The 21,328-nt window shown below is 71.5% G+C and carries 15 protein-coding genes; 7 read left to right on the forward strand and 8 right to left on the reverse strand.

Going from position 1 to position 21,328, the window contains the following annotated elements; all coding sequences use genetic code 11:
- Positions 1–20 precede the first annotated feature (20 nt).
- From GTY96_RS07850 to GTY96_RS07860, 3 genes are all read left to right on the forward strand, one after another.
- Positions 21–2,171 carry a M13 family metallopeptidase gene (locus tag GTY96_RS07850; RefSeq protein ID WP_143899475.1) on the forward strand — a complete coding sequence of 717 codons (2,151 nt, stop codon included), beginning with the start codon at positions 21–23 and terminating at the stop codon, positions 2,169–2,171.
- A gap of 83 nt (positions 2,172–2,254) precedes the next feature.
- Positions 2,255–2,926, forward strand: a complete 672-nt coding sequence (locus GTY96_RS07855; protein ID WP_161664345.1) for an O-methyltransferase — start codon at positions 2,255–2,257, stop codon at positions 2,924–2,926.
- 1,198 nt (positions 2,927–4,124) lie between these two features.
- Positions 4,125–5,039 (forward strand): LysR family transcriptional regulator, encoded by a 915-nt coding sequence (locus GTY96_RS07860; protein WP_161664346.1) that lies wholly within the window; start codon positions 4,125–4,127, stop codon positions 5,037–5,039.
- On the opposite strand, the gene GTY96_RS07865 is transcribed toward GTY96_RS07860, so the two are convergent.
- Entirely contained in the window at positions 5,029–5,697 is a 669-nt protein-coding gene (locus GTY96_RS07865; protein ID WP_143899478.1) for an O-methyltransferase, read from the reverse strand. The genes GTY96_RS07860 and GTY96_RS07865 overlap by 11 nt on opposite strands.
- 162 nt (positions 5,698–5,859) lie before the next feature.
- On the opposite strand from GTY96_RS07865, the gene GTY96_RS07870 reads away from it, so the two are divergent.
- From GTY96_RS07870 to GTY96_RS07880, 3 genes are all read left to right on the forward strand, one after another.
- Positions 5,860–7,089, forward strand: a complete 1,230-nt coding sequence (locus tag GTY96_RS07870) for a S8 family peptidase (RefSeq protein WP_161664347.1) — start codon at positions 5,860–5,862, stop codon at positions 7,087–7,089.
- A gap of 124 nt (positions 7,090–7,213) precedes the next feature.
- A complete protein-coding gene (locus GTY96_RS07875) occupies positions 7,214–8,407 on the forward strand; it encodes a toxin-antitoxin system YwqK family antitoxin (protein ID WP_161664348.1) in 1,194 nt (397 codons plus the stop codon).
- Between the two features lie 87 nt (positions 8,408–8,494).
- Complete coding sequence (locus tag GTY96_RS07880) at positions 8,495–9,103, forward strand: TetR/AcrR family transcriptional regulator (protein WP_161664349.1); 609 nt, start codon at positions 8,495–8,497, stop codon at positions 9,101–9,103.
- A 61-nt stretch (positions 9,104–9,164) separates the two neighbouring features.
- Here GTY96_RS07880 and GTY96_RS07885 read toward each other — a convergent pair whose 3' ends face one another.
- From GTY96_RS07885 to GTY96_RS07895, 3 genes are all read right to left on the reverse strand, one after another.
- Positions 9,165–10,709 (reverse strand): peptidoglycan-binding protein, encoded by a 1,545-nt coding sequence (locus tag GTY96_RS07885; RefSeq protein ID WP_161664350.1) that lies wholly within the window; start codon positions 10,707–10,709, stop codon positions 9,165–9,167.
- 431 nt (positions 10,710–11,140) lie between these two features.
- Complete coding sequence (locus tag GTY96_RS07890; RefSeq protein WP_161664351.1) at positions 11,141–11,467, reverse strand: hypothetical protein; 327 nt, start codon at positions 11,465–11,467, stop codon at positions 11,141–11,143.
- A gap of 171 nt (positions 11,468–11,638) precedes the next feature.
- The gene (locus tag GTY96_RS07895) at positions 11,639–13,459 is read right to left on the reverse strand and encodes an aminopeptidase P family protein (protein ID WP_143899484.1); all 1,821 of its coding nucleotides are present in this window, start codon (positions 13,457–13,459) and stop codon (positions 11,639–11,641) included.
- 293 nt (positions 13,460–13,752) lie between these two features.
- Between GTY96_RS07895 and GTY96_RS07900 the strand changes: the two genes are divergently transcribed.
- Positions 13,753–14,997 carry a glycosyltransferase family 4 protein gene (locus GTY96_RS07900; RefSeq protein ID WP_161664352.1) on the forward strand — a complete coding sequence of 415 codons (1,245 nt, stop codon included), beginning with the start codon at positions 13,753–13,755 and terminating at the stop codon, positions 14,995–14,997.
- Between the two features lie 54 nt (positions 14,998–15,051).
- Here the strand turns inward: GTY96_RS07900 and GTY96_RS07905 are convergent, their stop codons facing one another.
- The 4 genes from GTY96_RS07905 to fusA form a co-directional block, all read right to left on the reverse strand.
- Complete coding sequence (locus GTY96_RS07905; protein ID WP_161664353.1) at positions 15,052–16,188, reverse strand: glycosyltransferase family 4 protein; 1,137 nt, start codon at positions 16,186–16,188, stop codon at positions 15,052–15,054.
- A gap of 14 nt (positions 16,189–16,202) precedes the next feature.
- On the reverse strand, positions 16,203–17,345 hold the full coding sequence (locus tag GTY96_RS07910) for a glycosyltransferase (RefSeq protein WP_161664354.1): 1,143 nt from the start codon (positions 17,343–17,345) through the stop codon (positions 16,203–16,205).
- A 127-nt stretch (positions 17,346–17,472) separates the two neighbouring features.
- Positions 17,473–18,738: an RNA polymerase sigma factor gene (locus tag GTY96_RS07915; RefSeq protein ID WP_161664355.1), complete on the reverse strand. Its 1,266-nt coding sequence runs from the start codon at positions 18,736–18,738 to the stop codon at positions 17,473–17,475.
- 240 nt (positions 18,739–18,978) lie between these two features.
- Complete coding sequence (gene fusA, locus GTY96_RS07920) at positions 18,979–21,084, reverse strand: elongation factor G (RefSeq protein ID WP_143899489.1); 2,106 nt, start codon at positions 21,082–21,084, stop codon at positions 18,979–18,981.
- Positions 21,085–21,328 lie beyond the last annotated feature (244 nt).

Here is a 21,328-nt window from a genome sequence, read left to right on the forward strand (position 1 = left end):
GGGCCCATCCAGGAGTCTCCATGTCGTTTCGTTCCAGACCGCCGTTTGGCGCCGCGCGCATGACGTTCGGCGTCTGCGCGTCCGCGCTCATCACCGCATGCGCGTCCTCCGCGACCGCGGAGAAGACCCCGCCGCCGACGCAGGCCGCCACCACCCCAGCCCCGGCGCCCGCGCCCCAGCCCAAGCCCTACTTCGGGACCTTCGGCGTCGACACGCCGGGCATGGACACCTCCGTGGCGCCGGGCGACGACTTCTACCGCTACGTCAACGGCAAGTGGGTGGACACCACGGAGATCCCTCCCGACCGCTCCGCCTACGGCATGTTCACGCGGCTGGCCGAGGACGCTTCTCAGCAGACGCGCGCGCTGCTGGAGGCCGCCGCGCAGTCGGACGCCGCCCCCGGCACCGAGGACCGCAAGCTGGGTGACTACTACGCCAGCTTCATGGACGAGGCCACCATCGAGGCCCGCGGCGCGACCCCGCTCAAGCCGCGGCTGGACGCCATCGCCGCCGTCGCCAACCGCAAGGACCTGGCCACGCTGCTGGGCACCACCCTGCGCAGCGACGTGGATCCGCTCAACACCGGGCAGAGCACCACGGAGCGCCTGCTGGGCCTCTGGGTGGCGGAGGACCTGAACGACCCCAGCCGCTATGCCGCCTACATCCTCCAGGGCGGCCTGGGCCTGCCGGACCGCGACTTCTACCTGAAGGACACGCCGCGCTTCAAAGAGGTGCGGGAGAAGTACCAGCAGCACATCGCCGCGCAGCTGAAGAACGCGGGCATCGCCGACGCCGACGCGAAGGCGCGCGCCATCTACGGCCTGGAGGTGAAGATCGCCAAGGTCCACTGGGCCGCGCAGGACACGCAGGACGTGGCCAAGGTGAACAACCCCTGGAAGCAGGCGGACTTCGCGCGCAAGGCGCCCGGGCTGGACTGGACGGCGTACTTCGCGAGCGCGGGCCTCGCGCCCCAGAAGGACTTCATCGTCTGGCAGCCCAGCGCCATCACCGGCATCGCGAAGCTCGTGGGCAGCGAGCCGCTGCCGGTGTGGAAGGACTACCTCGCCTTCCACGCCATCATGCGCGGCGCGCCGTTCCTGTCGAAGGCCTTCGTGGACACCAGCTTCGACTTCAGCGGCAAGACGCTGTCCGGCGCGCAGCAGCTGCGCGAGCGCTGGAAGCGCGGCGTGGACTTCACCAACGGCGCCATGGGCGAGGCCGTGGGCAAGCGCTACGTGGCGAAGCACTTCCCGCCGGAGGCCAAGGCCGAGGCGGACGTGATGGTGCGCAACATCCTGGCCGCGCTGGGCCGCCACATCGACGCGCTGGAGTGGATGTCGCCGGAGACCAAGGCCCGCGCCAAGGAGAAGCTGGGCACGGTGCAGGTGGGCATCGGGCATCCGGAGACGTGGCTCGACTACTCCGCGCTGGAGGTCATCCAGGGGGACGCCTTCGGCAACGCAGAGCGCGCCAGCCTCTTCGAGCACCACCGCAACGTCGCCAAGCTGGGCAAGCCCGTGGACCGGCTGGAGTGGTTCATGACGCCGCAGGAGGTCAACGCGCTCAACTCGCCGCAGCAGAACTCCATCATCTTCCCGGCCGCCATCCTCCAGCCGCCCTTCTTCGATCCGAACGCGGATCCGGCCGTGAACTACGGCGGCATCGGCTCCGTCATCGGCCATGAAATCGTCCACAGCTTCGATGACGTGGGCGCGCAGTTCGACGCGAAGGGCAAGCTGTCCAACTGGTGGACGCCCAAGGACCTGGCGCAGTTCAAGGCCGCGGGGCAGGCGCTGGCCGCCCAGTTCGACGCCTACAAGCCCCTGCCGGACATGAACGTGAACGGCGAGCTGACGCTGGGTGAGAACATCGCCGACGTGGCGGGTGTCTCCATCGCGCACGACGCGTACGTGATGTCGCTCGCCGGCCAGCCCGCCCCCACGCTGGACGGCTTCACGGGCGAGCAGCGCTTCTTCCTGGGCTTCGCCCAGGTGTGGCGCAACAAGTTCCGGGAGCCGCTGCTGCGCCGGCTGCTCGTGACGGATGGGCACTCGCCCGGCATGTACCGCGCGGCCACCGTGCGCAACCTGGACGCGTGGTACCCCGCCTTCGACGTGAAGCCCGGCCAGGGCCTCTTCCTCACGCCGGAGAAGCGCGTGAAGGTCTGGTAGTCCCGCTCCACCTGCACCGGGCGCACGAAGGCCGTGCGTCCGGTGCACTGGTGCCGGAGCAGGCGCGGGCGCACGGTGAGGGCATGACCTCGACCCTGCACTCGCCCCCCGTCGCCACCCTGCTCACCCACCTCTTCGCCGACGCGCGCAAGACGGACGCCGCCGTGCTCGCGCCCTTCAGCGCCCTCTCTCCCGAGGCGCGGGCGGACGCGCTGCACCGCGACCCGCGCGCCTTCTACGCCAGCGTCGCGGAGGCCTACCTGCCGGTGTCGGAGGAGCTGGGCCGGCTGCTCTACGCGCTCACCCTCGCGCGGCGCGCGAGGACGGTGGTGGAGTTCGGCACGTCGTTCGGCCTCTCCACCCTCCACCTCGCGGCGGCGCTGCGCGACAGCGGCGGCGGGCGCCTCATCACCACGGAGTACGAACCCGCGAAGGTGCGCCGCGCGAAGGAGCACCTCACCCGCGCGGGGCTCGTGGACCTGGTGGAGTTCCGCGAGGGCGACGCGATGGAGACGCTTCGCCACGACATGCCGGACGGCATCGACCTGGTGCTCTTCGACGGCGCCAAGCCGCTCTACCTGCCGCTGCTCCGACTGCTGGAGCCCAGGCTTGGCCCCGGCGCCATCCTGGTCGCGGACAACGTGCGGATGAGCCCGGACTTCGCGGCCCACGTCGCGCGGCCGGAGCACGGCTACATCCCGGTGGCCCTGCCCTGGGAGGACGACGACTGCCTCTTCGCCGTGCGCGTCGGGTGAAGGCCCCACGGCTGGGATGAGGCCCATGGCGGACCTGGACCTCGACCCGCTCGTGGCGCTCGCTGCCCTCCCGCGCGTGGGCAGCGAGACGCGTGGACCAGGCTCGCCATCCTCAAGGCATTGCTCGAGGAGAGACAGTCCCGGGCGCCGTCCACGACTCCACGACGCGACGGCACGAAGAGAGACTATTCCCGCTCTGCGTCGGCCGTGACGGAGCTGCAACCTGCCGTGCAGCTGATTTTCGCTGATGCACAGGCCACGGTACACGTGACACCGGCAGCACCCGAGCTTGGACAGCGACTGGTGCACGTCGCGTACTTTCGGTTGCATGCGTCCGTACACGCGGAAGCGGCCTCAACAGGGCCGCCCGCTTCGTCCGTGTCCGCTGCCGCATCGGGACCGCACCCTGCCGCGAAGAGCACCGTTCCAAGCATCGCCAACAACTTCATCCGCCTGTCCATGTCGCAACCTCCCTATGGGAAAAGAACGCTCGCTTCATTTGGGATGACAATTCCGCCCCCGTCGTCGACTCCCGTGGGGCTGGGCCAGAGCCGCCCTCACGCAAGGCTGAATCACGGCGGTGCCCATCCAGGACCCGGCCACTGCGTGATGGGCGTGCATGGGATGCGCACAACGATCCGCCGGGCCAGGCTGCCCATGCACTCGAGGAGAAAGAGGGAACGGGCCCGACGACGTCCCAAAAAATCCCTGGAGACCTCCGCGCACGCTCATCCGAAGCCCTGGAGCGCCTCGCCCGCGCCGGACATGTCGTGGTATCGCGGAGGGTCGGCTGCGCACGCCGCTGAACGCCGTGCTGGAGGAGCATGGCCACGAACACCGGGTGACGGCGGTGGTGCCCAACCTGCTCGTCGTGGCGGCCCACGGCGGGTTCGCGCGCCGTCCCCACGCGGATGCCCCTCAGGGAGAAGCCCGAGCCCCTACCGCCGCTCCCCATCGTCGCCGCGCAGGTGTGTCATCCCCGCTTCGACCGCGCTCCCGCGCACATCCGACCGCTCCGGTCCGTGAAGGCGCTCCGCCGCGAACCGCGCCGCTCCTCAGCTCACGACGAGCGCGAGGCTGAAGCCGTCGTGGCCCTTGCTGCCCACCGTCCGCGCGGTGGTGGCCCTGTCCTGGGAGGACGACGACTGCCTCTTCGCCGTGCGCGCCCCGTGAAGCCCCCACGATTAGGATGGGGCCGATGGCTGGCCTGGACCTCAACCTGCTCGTGGCGCTCGATGCCCTCCTGCGCGAGGGCAGCGTGGCGCGCGCCGCTGAACGGCTGAACCTGAGCGCGCCGGCCATGAGCCGCACGCTCACGCGCATCCGGACCGCCCTGGGGGACCCCGTGCTGGTGCGCGCGGGCCAGGGACTGGTGCCCACGCCCCGCGCCCTGGCCCTGCGGGAACAGGTGCGCGCCGTGGTGCGGGACGCCACGGCGCTGCTCTCTCCCGGGACGCCCACCGCGCCGGAGCGCCTGACGCGCACGCTGACGCTGCGGGTGAACGACGGCGTCATCCCGCTGCTGGGCAATGCGCTCTACCAGCGGGCACGCGAAGAGGCCCCGGGCCTCACGCTGCGCTTCGTCGCGGAGGGCACGGAGGACGTGGAGTCCCTGCGCGACGGCGAGGTGGACCTGGACATCGGCGTGCAGGGCGCGCTGGGCCCGGAGATCCGCGTGCAGCGGCTGGGTGAGGAGCCCTCCGTCTGCCTGGTGGGGCGCGCGTCTCCGCTCGCGAAGGGGCGGATGACGCTGGAGCGCTTCGCCCGCGCGGAGCATGTCGTGGTGTCGCGGCGGGGCCGGCTGCGCACGCCCCTGGACGCCGTGCTGGAGGAGCACGGCCACGAACGCCGGGTGACGGCGGTGGTGCCCAACCTGCTCGCCGCGGCGGCCCTCGTCGCGCGGACCGGGGCCCTGGCCGTGGTCAACGGCGGGTTCGCGCGCGCCGTCTCCACGCTGATGCCCGTCAGGGAGCGGCCCGTGCCCCTGCCGCTGTCCCCCATCGTCGTCGCGCAGGTGTGGCATCCCCGCTTCGACCGCGATCCCGCGCACGTCTGGCTGCGCCGGACCGTGAAGGCGCTCTGCGACGAACCGCGCCGCCTCCTCAGCCCGTGACGAGCGCGAGGCTGAAGCCGTCGTGGCCCTTGCTGCCCACCGTCTGCACGGCGGTGGCCGTCACCCGGGGCTCCGCGGCCACGGCTTCGTAGAAGCGGCGCATGCCCTGGACGTTCGCGTCGGTGCTGGCCGCGTCCACGATGCCGCCCTTGCGCACGACGTTGTCGGTGAGGATGACGCTGCCCTTGCGCGACAGCTTCAGCGCCCACGCGAAGTACGCCGCCGTGTTCACCTTGTCCGCGTCGATGAAGGTCAGGTCGAACGGCCCCTGCCCCTCCTTCTCCAGCTGGGGCAGCGTGTCCAGGGCGCTGCCCACGCGGACCTCCACCACGTCGGACAGGCCCGCGCGGGCGATGTTCTCCCGGGCGACCTCCGCGTGCTTCGGCATCGCCTCCAACGTGACGATGCGGCCCCCGGGCGGCAGCGCCCTCGCGAGCCACAGCGTGCTGTAGCCCCCCAGCGTGCCCACCTCCAGGATGCGACGGGCGCCGTGCATCCTCGCGAGCAGCATCAACAGCTTCCCCTGGTTCGGCGCCACGTTGATGGCGGGCAACCCCGCCCTGGCGCTCGCCTCCAGCGCCGCGTCCAGCGCCGCGTCTGGCGCCACCATGTGGTCGGTGATGTAGCGGTCGATGGCGGTCCACTGCTCCTGGCTCATACGTCCTCCTTGGAAGCTGGAAATGGACCGTCTCTAACGCCCACCCCACCCACCCGGCCGCCCGGGGCGCTCGGGAAAAACCATCGCGACGAAACTTTCGGTGGCGCGCTGCGACAATGTAGGAGGTCGTAGGTCTGTTCCGCAGCCCCCCGGAGGAACACCATGGAAATCAACCGCAAGTCGCCCGCCTCCATCGCCCCTACCGCCCGCTCGGAGACCTCCCGCGCGGAGGCGCCCAAGGCGAAGCCCCTGACGGTGCGTGACGGCTTCGAGAACAAGGGCGCGCGTCCCACCAACTTCGTGGACCGCCCGACGGGCCGCCCCACGCCTCCGGGCGCCAGCGTCCCGGCGTCGGCCTTCACCTTCGGGAGCTCCAACGTCGCGGTGAAGCCGGACGCGAACAAGGTCCTCGACGCGAAGAAGGTGGACCCGTCCCAGCCGAAGCCCAAGCTGACGGGTGAGCCGGTCATCGCGGTCATCGACGGCGGCGTGGACTACAAGCACACCGACCTGGATGACTCGATGTGGACGAACCCCGGGGAGATTGACGGGGACGGCATCGACAACGACGGCAACGGCATCGCGGACGACATCCACGGCTTCAACGTGGGCACCGGCAAGGGCGACCCGTTCAAGGGCGAGGGCACCGACCACGGCACGCACGTGGCGGGCATCATCGCCGCCGAGGACAACGGCGAGGGCAACACCGGCATCGCGGCCGGCAAGGCGAAGATCCTCAGCGTGGGCGGCCTGTACGACGGCGCGGACCTGCTGACCAACTTCGAGCGCTCGGTGGACTACCTGGTGAAGATGAAGACCGAGCACGGCGTGAACATCCGCGCCGCCAACGCGAGCTTCGGCGACTCCTACCGCGACGCCGCGTCGCAGAAGCGCTGGACGGCCGCCATCCAGAAGCTGGCGGACGCGGACATCCTGCTGGTCGCGGCCACGGCCAACGGCAACGGCAGCAACATGAACAAGGTGCCGGACATGCCCGCCAACGTGGACCTGCCCAACGTCATCACCGTGGCGTCCATGGACCGGAACAACGACAAGCTGGCCCGCTTCTCGTCGCACGGCGACAAGGTGGTGGACCTGGCCGCGGTGGGCGAGGACGTGCTCAGCACCGTCCCCGGCAACGACTGGGAGGAGATGAGCGGCACCTCCATGGCCACGCCCACGGTGGCCGGCACCGCCGCGCGCATGTTCGCGGAGAACCCGGACCTGACCGCCGTGCAGGTGCGCGACCTCATCCTGAAGACCGTGGAGCAGGACCCGGACCTCAAGGGCAAGGTCATCACCGGCGGCAAGCTGGACATCAACGCCGCCATCGCCGCCGCGAAGGCCACCGTGGAGCCCCAGCCGGAATCCCCCGCCGTCGCCTCGCGCTGAGCCTCCCCTCCCGGGCCCCCTCGCCATGCACATGGCGGGCGTGGGCCCGGGAGCCGTTCCAGGGCGCGGGCGCCGGGGCTAGGGTGGACGGGAACCTCCGGCCTCCCCACCTCGTGGACCCTCCATGCGCGCGCCTCCCGTGATGCGTCTCCTGCTGCTGTCCGTGCCCCTGCTCTCCGCGCCCGCGTGGGCCATCGCGGACTGCACGTTCCAGGGCAAGCCCATCAACCTGGACAATGGCAGCTCCACCGCCACCCTCACCGGCACCGTGCGCTGCCTGGACCGGGACACGAAGGAGGAGACGCACACCGTCTCGTTCAAGAACGGCAAGCAGGACGGCTGGGAGGTGCGCCGCTGGCCCGGCGGCCGCGCCGTGGAGCAGGAGTACCGCGCCGGCAAGCGGCAGGGCGGCTTCAAGCGCTACGAAGAAGGCCGGCTGGTGGAGACCGCCCAGTACGTGGATGACAACGCCCGGGGCGAGGAGCTTCGCTACCACCCCAACGGCAAGGTGTCCCGGCGCGTGGACCGGCAACCGGACGACGCCCGGAGCAGCTTCGCGGACTACGACGACACCGGGCGGCTGACGAGCGCGGGCTGCGGCCTCCAGACCTCGCGCGAGGCGGGCACGAAGGACTGCCCCTGGAAGGGGCCCTCGCCGCTCGTGTTCTTCCACCCGAATGGCCAGAAGCGCGCCGTCATCCCCTTGAAGGACGGGCTGCGCCAGGGGGTGACGGAGTCCTTCGATTCGAAGGGCCAGCGCACCGGCACCACCGCGTTCGCCGCGGGCCTGCGCGACGGCGTGAGCACGGAGTTCTACGAGGGAACGGCCCGCCGCTCCACGACCTACGTCCAGGGCAAGCAGGAGGGCGACGAGACGGAGTACTTCAACGACGGCGCGAAGAAGCAGGTCACCACCTGGAAGGACCGCCAGAAGGTGAAGCGCGTGGAGTACTTCCAGAACGGCGAGCGCAAGCGCGAGTTCGTCGTGACCGGCACCCGCGCGGTGGACTCCCTCTTCTTGGACGACGGCTCGCTGCGCCAGCGCGAGAACCTGGCCATGGAGGACGGCCGGGGCCGCTTCGTGCCCGACGGCTTGACGGAGTCCTTCCTCCCCGACGGCGGCCCCCAGTCGCGCGAGCACTACGTCCAGGGCGACGCCGAGGGCCAGCGCCAGGTGTGGGCGGAGAACGGCGTCCTCGTGGAGGACTCGCAGTGGGCCAAGGGCCGCGTCACCGCGCGCAAGCGCTGGAACCCGGACGGCGGCCTGGTGGAGGACGACACCTTCTACGAGGACGGCTCACGCAAGAAGAAGCCGTAGGCCCGCGCCGCGAGGGGGCGGCCGGCCGGGCCGTCCCCCCGGGTCCCTTGACCGATGATGGTCGGAATATTACTTCCATCATCCATCATGACCCAGAAGACGGAGCAGAAGCAGAAGTCGCACGACGCCATCCTCGCGTCCGCCGCCACGCTGCTCGTGGAGCGGGGCATCCAGGCCAGCTCCATCCTGGACGTGATGAAGGGGGCGGGGCTCACCGTGGGCGGCTTCTACGGGCACTTCGATTCGAAGGAGCACCTGTTCACGGAGACCCTTCGGGGCACCGCCCGCGCGGTGTGGAACGTGCTCCTGCGCAAGGCGAAGGAGGACGCGCCGGAGGCGCCCGCGCTGAAGGTGATGGAGCGCTACCTGTCGCGCAAGCACCGCGACGGCGTCACGCCCACCTGCCCCCTGCCCAGCATCACCGCGGAGGTGTCGCGCGCGGGCGAGCCCTACCGAGGCGCGCTGGAGTCGGAGCTCCAGGAGTTCGTCCAGTCCTTCGGGGAGCTGCTGGGGCCCGGGGCGCGGCGCCGGGAGAAGGCCCTGGCCGCCATCGCGCTCATGTATGGCGCCCTGTCCCTGTCACGCGCCGTGCGCGGCACGAAGCTGGGGGACGAGTTCCTGGACGCGGCGAAGAAGCTGGGCGCGGAGCTGCTGGTGAAGGACGGCGCGCCGCGTCCGCCGCCCGCGTCCCCATGAAGAAAGCCCGGCCCGACTCTGCGGACCGGGCCTGGGAGGGACACCCGCGTTCAGGAGCGCATCAGTCGCGCTGGATGGCGCCCTTCGGGACCAGGATGACGACCTCCTTGCAGTCCGAATAGATGATGGAGCTCATGTCCTTGTAGTTGTGGGTCGTCTTGCCGCCGTCGCGCACGATGCCCATGTCGTTGCCCTTGGACCCGCCGCTGTAGTCCCAGCCGTGGCGCGACTGGAAGATGATGGCGCCGTCCGGCACCTTCCCCTGCTCCACCAGCTTCTTGTACTGGGCCGCGGACACCACGTTGGCGGTCGCGTTGCCGTAGGGGCTCTTGATGGTCTGCTGCTTGGCGCCCGGGAAGGGGATGGACTCCCAGCCCTTGCGCAGCATCTGCGCCATGCCGCCGCGGGGGTTGTTCGGATCATTGCCCGTCGCCCCCGGCGTGTTCGGGATGCCCAGCCGGCTCATGTTGTCCAGCGTCGTGCGCACGCAGTAGCCCGTCTCGCCGTTGCGCAGGGCCGCGGTGGCCAGCTTCTTCAGCGTGGGGTCGTTCGTGTTGATGCGGACGCCGTTGCCCAGCACCGCGCCGTTGTTGTTCGTGGAGTCCGTCTTGCCGGGGCCGTTGGACTTCTCCAGCGTCTGGAGCGTGGTGGGGCCCACCTGCCCCTCCGCCGTGCCCGGCTTCAGGCCGTGCGCCTTCTGGAAGTCCGCCACGGCCTTCTTGGTGACGGGGCCGTACTTGCCGTCCGCCGGGATGCCCAGCATCTGCTGGACGTGCTTCACCGCCGCGCCCTGCATGCCCTCGCGCAGGTTGTGGCCGCCCGCCTTCACCTGCTCCAGCGAGGGCGCGGAGGTCCACGTCTTCTTCCCGTTCGCGTTCGCGGCCGCGGGCTCGAAGCTGTCCGTGGTGCGCCCCGGCCGCGCCGTGTTGCCCGTGTCGGTCGTGGACGTGTTCGTCGCGGCGCCGCCGAAGTGCGGCGCCAGCGCCTGGGCGCGCGCCCACACGTCGTTTGAATAGTCATTGCCGGTGGTGCCCACGTCCATGTTCTGGAGGGTGCGCACGTTGCCGGGGCCGGAGTTGTAGGCCGCCACCGCGCCGCGCAGCTGCTGCGCCTCGGACCAGTTCGGGTGGGCCTTCTTGATGTCGTTGACGAAGCCCTTGAGGATGCTCGCCGCCTGGTTGATGTGCTCCTGACCGGTGGGCGTGCCCTTCGGCGTGTGGTAGCGGCGGTCCACCTGCATCACGCCAAAGCCGTTGCCGCCGTCGCCGCGGCCATTGCGGTCCAGCGCCGCGCCCGCGCGCGACTCACGGCTGGCGATGGCCGCCAGCAGCGCCGGGGGCAGGCCGTACTTCTGCGCCGCCGCTTCGATGTTGCCCTTGAACTTCTGCAGCCGCGCCAGATCCGTCTGCGCCATCTTCGTCGACGCGGCCACGCCCGGCTGCAGGCCGTCCTGCGCCGCCGTGCGCGCGGAGGCGCCCGTGGGCTTGTACTGCGACAGGATGGCGTTCGGGTTCGAACCGCTGAGTACCGCGTTCGCCGTCACTCCCTGGGAACGATTCGAGAAGACGGAATTCGTACGCTGGGACGTGGTCGCGGAGAGGCTCATTCGGGGATTCCTCGGTGGAGGCTGTGTTTCCTGCCCCGATTATCCAAACGCCTCTCATTGAGTTGCGAAGATCTGGAAATAAAGATCTCACAGTTTAACCTGTGCGTAATTTTCCAACCAGACATCGCTCGGATGTTTGCCTTTGTCACAATTGGGCAACGTCGACCCGGGAGTCTGTCTGGCTTCACCCCACTGACGCGCCGCGCTCACTTCAAAAATCCAACCAGACACGATGAGCGCAAAAAGGGCCTGTCCCCGGAAAGGAACAGGCCCGATGGACTGCTACAGGTCTGGAGCGGTGGTCCCGAGGCGGTCCGGGATGTGGGAAACCACTACGCCGAAGAAGTCCTTCACCTTGTGGGGTCCTTCATTCCACGGCGCGCATTCCCCGGAGCCTAGCGCGTCATCAGGAAGGACCTTGCGCGGCCTCGCTACGGCTGCACCTGACAGGCCTTCCCGTTCGTGCCGCTCACCCCGTTGCAGGCGTAGTTCACCCGGCAGTCGGACTGGGAGGCACAGACAGGCGCGCACAGCAGCGAGTCAAACTGGCGCGTGCACAGCGTTTCCGCCGGGCAACCGCCGCCCTCCCCTTCCGCGGTGCACGCCTGGGAGCAGAAGCCGTTGGGGAAGCCCTTCTGGCAGGAGAGCCCGTCGGAGCAGGCCCCTCCTCCACAGGAGTCCCCGACGCCACCGCTGCGGCCACACGCCAGGAGGGGAAGGACCACCAGGAGCGGCAACAGCATTCGAGCAGCGCGCATGGGCATCCCTTCCAATCAAAGGCAGGGGACCCGCCCCCCGGGGCCCAGCATGTCCAGGCGGAAGGAGGGAGGTCCAGCGCGGCGGAAGGCATTCGTCGAGCGGCGCGCACCTGCTGAGTTCAGAGGTGCGTGCCTTTCACGGTGGCGCCGAGGACGCGACTGCGCGCCGCTTCAAATCGCCTCGGTCCGCTGCATCAGCCAATCGCGCGCCGCGCCCTGGACGTGGGGCTGGAGCCGCTCGCGCACGGTGGCGTGATAGGCATTGAGCCAGTCCGCCTCCGCCGCGGACAGCAGGCTCCGGTCCACCAGCCGCGTGTCGATGGGGCACAGGGTCAGCGTCTCGAAGCGGAGGAAGTCCCCGAAGGGCGTCGACTTCGCCGGCACCGTGGCGATGAGGTTCTCGATGCGGATGCCCCAACGCCCCGGCCGGTAGAGGCCCGGCTCGTTGGACGTCACCATGCCCGGCTCCAGCGCCGTGTGCGGCTCGTTGGGCAGCGTCTGCGAGATGCCGTGCGGCCCCTCGTGGACGTTGAGGAAGTAGCCCACGCCGTGGCCCGTGCCGTGGCCGTAGTCCAGCCCCTCCGCCCACAGCGGCGCTCGCGCCAGCACGTCCAGGGCCGGCGAACGCGTGCCCCTGGGAAAGTGGGCCTGGGACAGGTGGATCATCCCTTGCAATACCAGCGTGAAGTCCCGCCGCTGCTCCGCCGTGGGCTCCCCCACCGGGACCACGCGCGTGATGTCCGTGGTGCCCGTCGTGTACTGCCCGCCCGAGTCGATGAGCAGCAGGCCCTGCACGGGCTGCCCCGGCGTGCACACCGTCGCGTGGGACTCCGGCGTCGCCCGGTAGTGCGGCATCGCGCCGTTCGCGTTGAACGCGGCGATGGTCGCGAAGCTGAGCGACACGAACCCCGGACGGCGGGCCCGCTCCGCGGAGAGGCGCTCGTCGATGGTCAGCTCGGTGATGGGCTCACGGCCCAGCGCCGACTCGAACCAGGCGAAGAAGTGGCAGAGCGCCGCGCCGTCCTGCGCCATCGCGCCGCGGATGTGTTCGAGCTCCGCGGCCGTCTTGCGCGACTTGGCCACCGTCGACGGGTTGAGCGCCTCCACCACCGCCACGCCCTCCGCCACCGCCTGCCGCAGGCCATGCGTCACGCGCCGGGGGTCCACCAGGAGCTTCGCGTCCGCCGGCAGCGCGCCCAGCGCCCGGGCCGCCTCGTCGTACGGCCTGAGCGTGATGCCGTCCGCCTCCAGCGCCACGCGCAGCGCGTCCGGCACCTTGCCCTCCGTGATGAACAGGCGCGCCCCCCCGGGCTCCACCAGCAGATGCGCGAGGAACACCGGGTTGTAGTCCACGTCGGCGCCGCGCAGGTTCGTCAACCACGCGATGTCATCCAGCGTGGAGATGAAGTGGTGCGTCGCGCCCACGCGGGCCAGCTCCGCGCGCAGCGCCTGGAGCTTGTCCGCGCGCGAGCCCGCCGCCTGCTCGTGCGCGTACACGGGCGCGAAGGGCATCCGCGGCCGGTCCGGCCAGGCCTCCGCCACCACGTCCAGGTCCGTCCGCAGCACCACGCCCTTCGCCGTGAGCAGCGAAGCCGCGGACCGCGCCTGCCCCAGCCCCAGCACCGCGCCATCCACCGCCACCGCCCGCCCTGGCGGCACGTTCGCCGCGAGCCACTCCAGATGCGGCTGCCCGGGCGCGTTCGACGTGCGCACCGTCGCGATGCCGCTCCCCTTCAGCTGCGCGTCCGCCTGCTCCCAGTAGCGGCTGTCCACCCAGAGGCCGGCGTCCTCCGCCGTCACCACCAGCGTGCCCATGGAGCCCGTGAAGCCGGACACCCACTCGCGGGCCTTCCAGCGGTCCGGCACGTACTCGGACAGGTGTGGATCACTCGACGGTACCCAGACCGCCGCCACGTCGCGCTCCCGCATCACCTGCCGCAGCCGCGCGATGCGCTCGCGCGCCGCGGCCCCCTGCGTCTGCTCAAGGCCCATGGCTTCTCCTCCGTCGTTCCGCCGTGCGCCCCTCATGCCGGAAACAGCGCGGCTTTTCGAGGCCCCTGAAGCCCCGGCGCCCTCGGGGCATCGACCGCTGGGAAGACCGCTGTTGCTCGGAAGACGCGATGCGCCATCACCTGGCCTCCCGGGGTCGGGATGTGTTGCCCGTTGGGGGGGAAACTCGCCGCGCCCCTGGGCCCCGTGCCGCTGGGTGCTTACCAAGCCAGAGGTCGTGGTGCGCAGCCCGCGGCGAGCGGCACTCGTCTCCTGAAGCAGGCGTGAGTTTCACCGTGCGACGCGTCCTCGCCGTCCTTCCCTACGTACCGCTGCCTTCGGACACGGGCGGAACGCTGCGCACGCTGGAGCTGATGCGCGCGCTGGCTTCGCGCTTCTCGCTGGATGTGCTCGCGCTGAATCGTCCTGGGAATGACGCCGAGGGCTTCGCCCGCTGGCTGGCCGGGTTGGGCGTGCCCACCCGACATCTGCACCTGGTGGACACGCCGCGCGTGGCGCCCCGGGAGACGCTGCACAGCACCCGGGCCTTCTTTCACGGCACGCCGCTCACCTACATCCGCTTCACGCGCCAGGGCGCGCGGGAGTCCTTCCGCCGCGCGGTGGAGGAGCGCGGCCCCTTCGACATCATCCACTTCGACCACCTGCACATGGCGCAGCTGCTGCGGCTGGCGCGGGAGCTGAACCCCTCCGCGCATCTCGTCATCGACGAGCACAACGTGGAGAGCCAGCTGCTCGCCCGCCTGGTGCCCCTGAGCGCGCCGCCGCTGCGCCCGCTCCTGCGCTGGCAGTACCGCCGCCTGGAGCGGCTGGAGCGCGAGTGCGTGAACGAAGCGGACTCCGTGCTCGCGTGCTCGAACGTGGACGCCGCGCTGCTGCGCTCCCTGGGGGCGAGGCAGGTGCACGTGGTGCCCAACGGCGTGAAGCTGCCGGAGTTCGAGCACCGGGAGGTCACCGGCGACGACCTGGTCTTCGTGGGCTCCATGGACTGGTGGCCCAACGAGGACGCCGTGCTGCGGCTGGCCCGCGAGGTGTGGCCGCTGGTGTCGTCGGAGCTGGCGCCGGGCAAGCTCATGGTGGTGGGCCGCAGCCCTCCCGCCTCCGTGCGCGCGCTGGAGAATGAACGGCTGGTGGTGACGGGCTCGGTGCCGTCCGTGGCGCCGCACCTGGCGCGCGCGTTGGCGACGGCCATTCCCCTGCGCGCGGGCAGCGGGACGCGCCTCAAGGTGCTGGAGGCCGCGGCGGCGGGCGTGCCCGTGGTGGCCACGCGCCTCGCGGTGGAGGGGCTGCCCATGGTGGAGGGCCAGCACGTCCTGCTCGCCGAGTCCGCGCAGGAGTTCGCCGCCGCGCTGCGAAGGCTGCGCAATGAACCCGACCTGTGCTTGAAGCTCTCGCGGAACGCGCGCCGGATGGCGGAGGCCTTCGCGTGGGAAGGCATCGCGGAGGGCCTGGGCGAGCTCTACCAGAACGCTCCGGCCGTGGCGGTGGGGGGCAAGAAGCCCCCGGGCGAAGAGGTCTCTTGAGCCTCCTCCCGCGTTCGGGCGGACCGCGAGAGAGGTCCCCGTCAGGCCACCGCCCTACCCGGCCGTCGCGCTCGCGTCAGGCATGCCGAGCAGGGCTGGCAGGTAGAGCGCTTCAATGTAGCGCCGCGCCATCCGCTCCGGTGCGTGATGGGACACCCCGTACGTTCGCGCGGCCCGGGCCATCCGGGCACGCCAACCGGGAGCGGCCAGCAGGCCCGCGAGCGCCGAGGCCAGCGTGCCCGCGTCGCCTGGAGGCACGACGAGGCCGCGCCCCGTGCCCAGCACGTGGGGCAGCTCGCCGACGGCGGAGGCGATCAACGGCCGTCCCACCGCCATCGCCTCCAGCGCGACCAGCGGCATGCCTTCCCGCAGGGACGGCATCACCACCGCGTCCGCCGCCGCGTACACGCTCCGCACCTCCGAACGAAACCCCAGGAAGCGCACCGGCAGCCCGCGCGCCTGGGCCTCCAGCGACGCACGCAGAGGACCGTCCCCCACCAGCAGCAGGGTGGGCACCCTGGCGCCGGTCGTCCGGGCCAGCCGCCGCATCGCCTCCAGGAGGACCTGGGGCCCCTTCTCCATCGACAGGCGCCCGACCAGCGCGATCACCGACGCGTCGGGCGCGAGCTCCAACTCCTCGCGGGCCCGGACGCGCTCCGCCTCCGTGCAGACGTCCGCGAGCGGCAGCGCGTTGGGGATGTGGACCACCGGCGAGCGGCGCACATAGCGGCGCAGGCGCGCGGTCAGCTCGCGCGACACCGCCGCCACCGCGCGGGTGCAGTTGCCCAGCACGCGCGCCAGCCCCTCGTACGCGATGAGCGCGGGCGTGGCGCCGGTGTCTCCGTGGTACGTCGCCACCAGGGGCACGCCGACGAGCGCGCTCGCCGCCGCGGCCAGCGTGAGCGACTTGTAGTCATGCGCGTGCAACAGCCCCACGCCGCGCCGGCGCACCTCCGAGGCGAGCGTGGCCACGGCCATGGCGCTGAACCGGCCGGGAACCTCCAGCGTCAGGGTGTCCAGGCCCTCTTCCCGCGCCGCGCCCGACAGCACGTCCACCCGTCCGGGAGCAACCAGGCTGCACACCTGCGCGCGCCAGGGGTCCGGCGTGGACGCGGCCAGGGACAGCAGGGCCCGCTCCGCGCCGTACAGGCCGCAGGTGCTGCGCACGTGGAGGAGGATGGAGTGTGGCACCGTGGATCTCCCGCTCACGCCTGGGCGCGAGCGACGGCCCCCCGGTAGAGCCCGGCGTACAGGTCCACCATGGTGGAGAGCGAGAAGCGCTGTGCCTCGAGCTTCGCGGCCGACCCCAGGCGCATCCGCAGCTCCACGTCGCGAGCCAGGCGCTTCACCGCCCCGCCGAGCGCGTCCACGTCTCCGGTCGCGACCAGGAGCGACGTCCGGCCGTCGCGGTGCACCTCGTGGATGGCGGGGATGGCGTGCGACACCGTGGGCAGGCCCGCCGCCATCGCCTCCAGCAGCGACAGCGAGCGGCCCTCGCGCCGCGACGGCTGGACATAGACATCGAACGCGGGCAGCAGCCGGCTGGCCTCCAGCACGGCCCCGGTGAAGTGAATCCGTCCGGCCAGCGGGGAGGCGGCGGCGCGGGCGCGCAGCTCGGCCTCCATCGGGCCGGGGCCAATCATCACCAGGTGCGTGTCCGGCGCGTCCGCGAAGTGGCGCAGGAAGGCGTCCACCAGCAGGTCCGGCCCCTTCTCCTCGGAGAGGCGGCCCAGGTAGCCCACCACGGTGGCGTCCCTGGGAACGCCCAGGCGCGCGCGCGCGGTCCGCCGGGCCTCCGCGCCCAGGGCCACCTCGAGCGGCACGCCGTTCTCGATGGTGACGACGCGCGTGAGCAGCTTCGGGCTCCACCGCTCCAGGCTGGCGCGCACCTCGCTGCCACAGGCCACCAGCGACTGGGTGAAGACGGCGGCGGCCATGGCCGCGGGACGCAGCTTGCCCCGCGGTTCCACGGTCTGATGGAAGGTCCCCAACACGGGCGTGCGCGGGCGCAGGGTCCGCGTGGCGACGGCGTTGAGCCAGGGCCCCACGTCGTGGCCGTGGACCACGTCCGCGCCAAAGGCATCCACCTCCTGGACCAGCCGGCGGATCACCGTGGGCGTCATGCCCGCCAGCCCTCCCAGCCACACCGTGGGCACGTGGGCGCGCTGGAGCAGCTCCCGCACGGGGCCGTCCGGTCCCAGCGCCAGCACCACGGACTCAATGCCCCGAGCGCGGCCGTGCTGTGACAACCGGACCACCAGCTGTTCAAGTCCCCCCATCTCCAGGCCGTACATCACATGCGCCACGCGAGTCGGGCGAGCTGCTGTCGGATGGGGTGCGTTCGTCATGGACGCATGCAACCTAGGCATGCACCCAGTGCCTACAACCCCTTCCCAGAGCCCGCGTTCCAGCCGGTGTCCTGCAGTGGAAGCTCGTCGCGGGAGCCCGCGGTCAAGCCCTCCCGCGGACGGGGGTCTACGACGACGGCCCGCCCGAGCAGGCGGCGGCGCGGGCCCGCAGCAGCACCTGCTCCCTGGCGTTGCGCGTGAGCGACGCCGCCCGTTCGAACTCCGCCCGGGCCTCCGGCAGGCGCCCCAGCTTCTGGAGCAGGTCACCGCGCACGCTCGGCAGCAGGTGGTAGTGCTTGAGGGACGGCTCATCCAGCAGCCGATCCACGATGGACAGCCCCACGGCGGGGCCGTACGCCATTGAAAACGCGACGGCTCTGTTCAGGTCCACCACGGGTGACGGCACCAGGCGCATGAGCGTCGAGTAGAGCGCGGCGATCTGCTCCCAGTCCGTCTCCTCCGGCGTCCGGGCCCGGGCATGGCAGGCGGCGATGGCGGCCTGCACCCCGTAGGGGCCCTGGACGCCGCCCACCTCCGACGCACGCTTCAACGCCGCGAACCCCCGGCGGATGAGGAGCTGATCCCACAGCGCGCGGTTCTGCTCCAGCAGCAGCACCGGCTCGCCGTTCGGCCCCACCCGCGCCCGGGTCCGCGAGGCCTGGATCTCCATCAGCGCCACCAGCCCGTGCACCTCCGGCATGCGGGGCATCAGCTCGGCCAGGATGCGACCCAGGCGCAGCGCGTCCTCGCAGAGCGCGGGGCGCATCCAGTCATCCCCCGCGGTCGCGGAGTAGCCTTCATTGAAGACGAGGTAGATGACCTCCAGCACCGACGCGAGCCGCGCTTCGAGGTCCTCGCCCCGGGGGACCTCGAAGGGGACGCCCTTCTCCGCCAGGGTCCGCTTGGCCCGGACGATGCGCTGGGCCACCGTCGGCTCCGGCACCAGGAACGCGCGGGCGATCTCCTCCGTCGTCAGGCCGCCCAGCAGCCGCAGCGTGAGCGCCACCCGCGCCTCCGGGGACAGCACCGGGTGGCAGGAGATGAAGACGAGGCGCAGGAGGTCGTCGCCGACGTTGTCGTCCAGCGCCGCGTCCAGGTCTGGCATCTCCGCCTCCTCCAGCCCGTGCCCCAGCTCCTCGTGCTTGCGCGCGAGCAGCTTGTGCCGGCGCATCTCGTCGATGGCGCGCCGCTTCGCCGTGGCCATCAGCCACGCCCCCGGGTTGTCCGGCACGCCCGACACCGGCCACTTCTCCAACGCCGCGACCAGCGCGTCCTGCGCCAGCTCCTCCGCCTGCCCTACGTCGCGCACCATGCGCGCGAGCCCGGCGATGAGCCGCGCGGACTCGATTCTCCACACCGCGTGGACCGCGGCCTGTGCCTTGGAATCCGTCACGGCGACGGACTCAATCACCCCTGCGCGTGGGTGCAAGCCCTACCAGGCAGGCCGCTCGCCGCGCTCGACGCTCCTTTCAACAGCGCGTCGAACGAGCGGCCGGAAAATCGACATGCGGGTGCGGCCTTCCTTCCGGGCCCCCTCCAAGGCGGCCGTCCCACGTCCCGCGGTGTGCACCTTCGGGAGGGACGACACCGCCCCGGACTCCCTGCTTCGGGAGCCCGGGGCCCGGCCCTCAGCTCACGCCCGCGCCTCGGCGCTGGAGGACAGGAGCGCGTCCGGCACCGGCTCGTACGTCCCCAGGCGCATGCTGGCCTGGGCCCGTCCCTGCGTGCGGCCGCGCAGCGCCGTCACGTAGCCGAAGAGCCGCGCCATGGGCACGCGCGCGGACACGCTCCGCGCCGCCCCCTTCGCCTCCATCCCCGACACCCGTCCCCGCCGCGACGCCAGGTCTCCCAGCACGTCGCCCAGGAACTCCTCCGGCGTCACCACCTCCACCTCCATCACCGGCTCCAGCCCCTGCACGCCCACGCGCCGCGCGGCCTCCTGGAGCGCCAGCGAGCCCGCCACCGCGAACGCCTGCGGGGTGGAGTCCTTCACGTGCGTGTCCCCATCCACCAGCCGCACCTCCACGTCCACCAGCGGCACGCCGTCCCGCACGCCCCGCGCCATGGCGCCGGCCACGCCCTTTTCAATCGCGGGCACCAGCTCCCGGGGAATGGTGCCGCCCTTCGTGGCGTCCACGAAGACGAGCCCCGCCCCTCGCGGCGCCGGCCCCACGTCCAGCACCACGTACGCATACTGTCCGGGCCCGCCGGACTGGCGGACGTGGCGGTACTCCTGGCGCACCGCGCTCCGCAGCGTGTCGCGGTACGCCACCTTCGGCTGTCCCACGCGCGCCTCCACCCCGAACTCCGTCCTCAACCGGTCCACGACCACCTCCAGGTGCAGCTCTCCCATGCCGGACAGCAGCACCTGGCCACTCTCCGCGTCCACGCCCAGGCGCAGCGACGGGTCCTCCGCCGCCAGCCGCTGCAGCCCCTCCTCCAGCTTCGGCAGCTCCGCGGGCGAGCGCGCCTCCACGGCGAGCTGCACCACGGGCTCCATCACGTTCAACGCCTCCAGCACCACCGGCGCCTCCGGGTCGCACAGCGTGTCGCCCGTGCGCACGCCCTTGAGCCCCAGCGCCGCGCAGAGGTCTCCCGCGTGCACCTCCCCCACCTCCTCCCGGCGGTTGGCGTGCATGAACATCAGGCGCCCCACCCGCTCGCGCCGTCCGGTGACGGGGTTGAGCAGGACGGTGCCCGCGCGCAGCGTGCCGGAGTACACCCGCAGGAACACGATGCCGCCCACGGCCTTGTCACTCATCAGCTTGAACACCAGGGCGCAGGGGGGCCCCGCGTCCGACGCGGGACGGCTGACGTGCTCGCCGGTGCCCGGGACACAGCCCTCCACGGCGGCCACGTCCGCGGGTGACGGCAGGTAGTTGACGACCGCATCCAAGAGCATCTGCACTCCCTTCTTCTTGAAGGCCGACCCGCACAGCACCGGCACCAGCGTCCGCGACAGGGTGCCCAGGCGCAGCGCGCGCTCCAGGTCCTCCGCGGTGATGTCCTCCACGCGCCCCTCCACGAACTTCTCCAGCACGGTGGCGTCCACGTCCGCGCACGCCTCGATGAGGCGCATGCGGTGCGCCATCACCTCCTCCAACAGGGCGGGAGGCACCGGCCCGTCGTCATCGAAGCGGCCGTCGTCGCCCTCGAAGCGGACGAGCCGCAGGCGCACCAGGTCCACGAACCCCTGGAAGTCCGCGCCGTCCCCCAGGGGCCACTGCACGGCCACCGGGCGCACGCCCAGCCGGTCCACCATGGACTGCACGCTCTGGGCGAAGTCCGCGCCCACCTTGTCCATCTTGTTGATGAACGCGATGCGCGGCACGCCGTAGCGGTCCGCCTGCCGCCACACCGTCTCCGACTGCGGCTCCACGCCCTGGCTGGCGTCGAACACCGCGACCGCGCCGTCGAGCACGCGCAGCGAACGCTCCACCTCGATGGTGAAGTCCACGTGGCCCGGCGTGTCCAGGATGTTGATGCGGTGGGGCACGCCCGCCTCCCGCCCGTGACGGGGCTGCCAGAAGGCCGTCGTCGCCGCGGAGGTGATGGTGATGCCACGCTTGCGCTCCTGCTCCATCCAATCCATCTCCGTGGAGCCCGCGTGCACCTCTCCCGTGCTGTGGATGCGGCCGGTGAAGTAGAGGACGCGCTCGGTGAGCGTCGTCTTGCCCGCGTCGATGTGCGCCATGATGCCGATGTTCCGATACCGCTCGATGCGCGTGGTGCGAGACATGAAAGACTCCCGTTCCCGTCCGGGCAGCGAGGCCCGCGGGTGTGTTGGATTGAGGCGCTGGTTGGGCTGAGGAACTGGCCCCCGGAGGTCTTCAGGCGCGCCCGCGCACGACGGACCCCCAGCGGCACGGCGGGCCGCTCGGGAACGCGCGAGGACACACGAAGACACCCCGGGGACGACTCAGGCGGAGACGGCGCTCACGGCGTGCGGGCAACCAGCCACGGCGCGCACCGGAGCCATCCGG

This window comes from Corallococcus silvisoli (genome assembly GCF_009909145.1).
GTDB classification, from domain to species: Bacteria; Myxococcota; Myxococcia; order Myxococcales; family Myxococcaceae; genus Corallococcus; species Corallococcus silvisoli.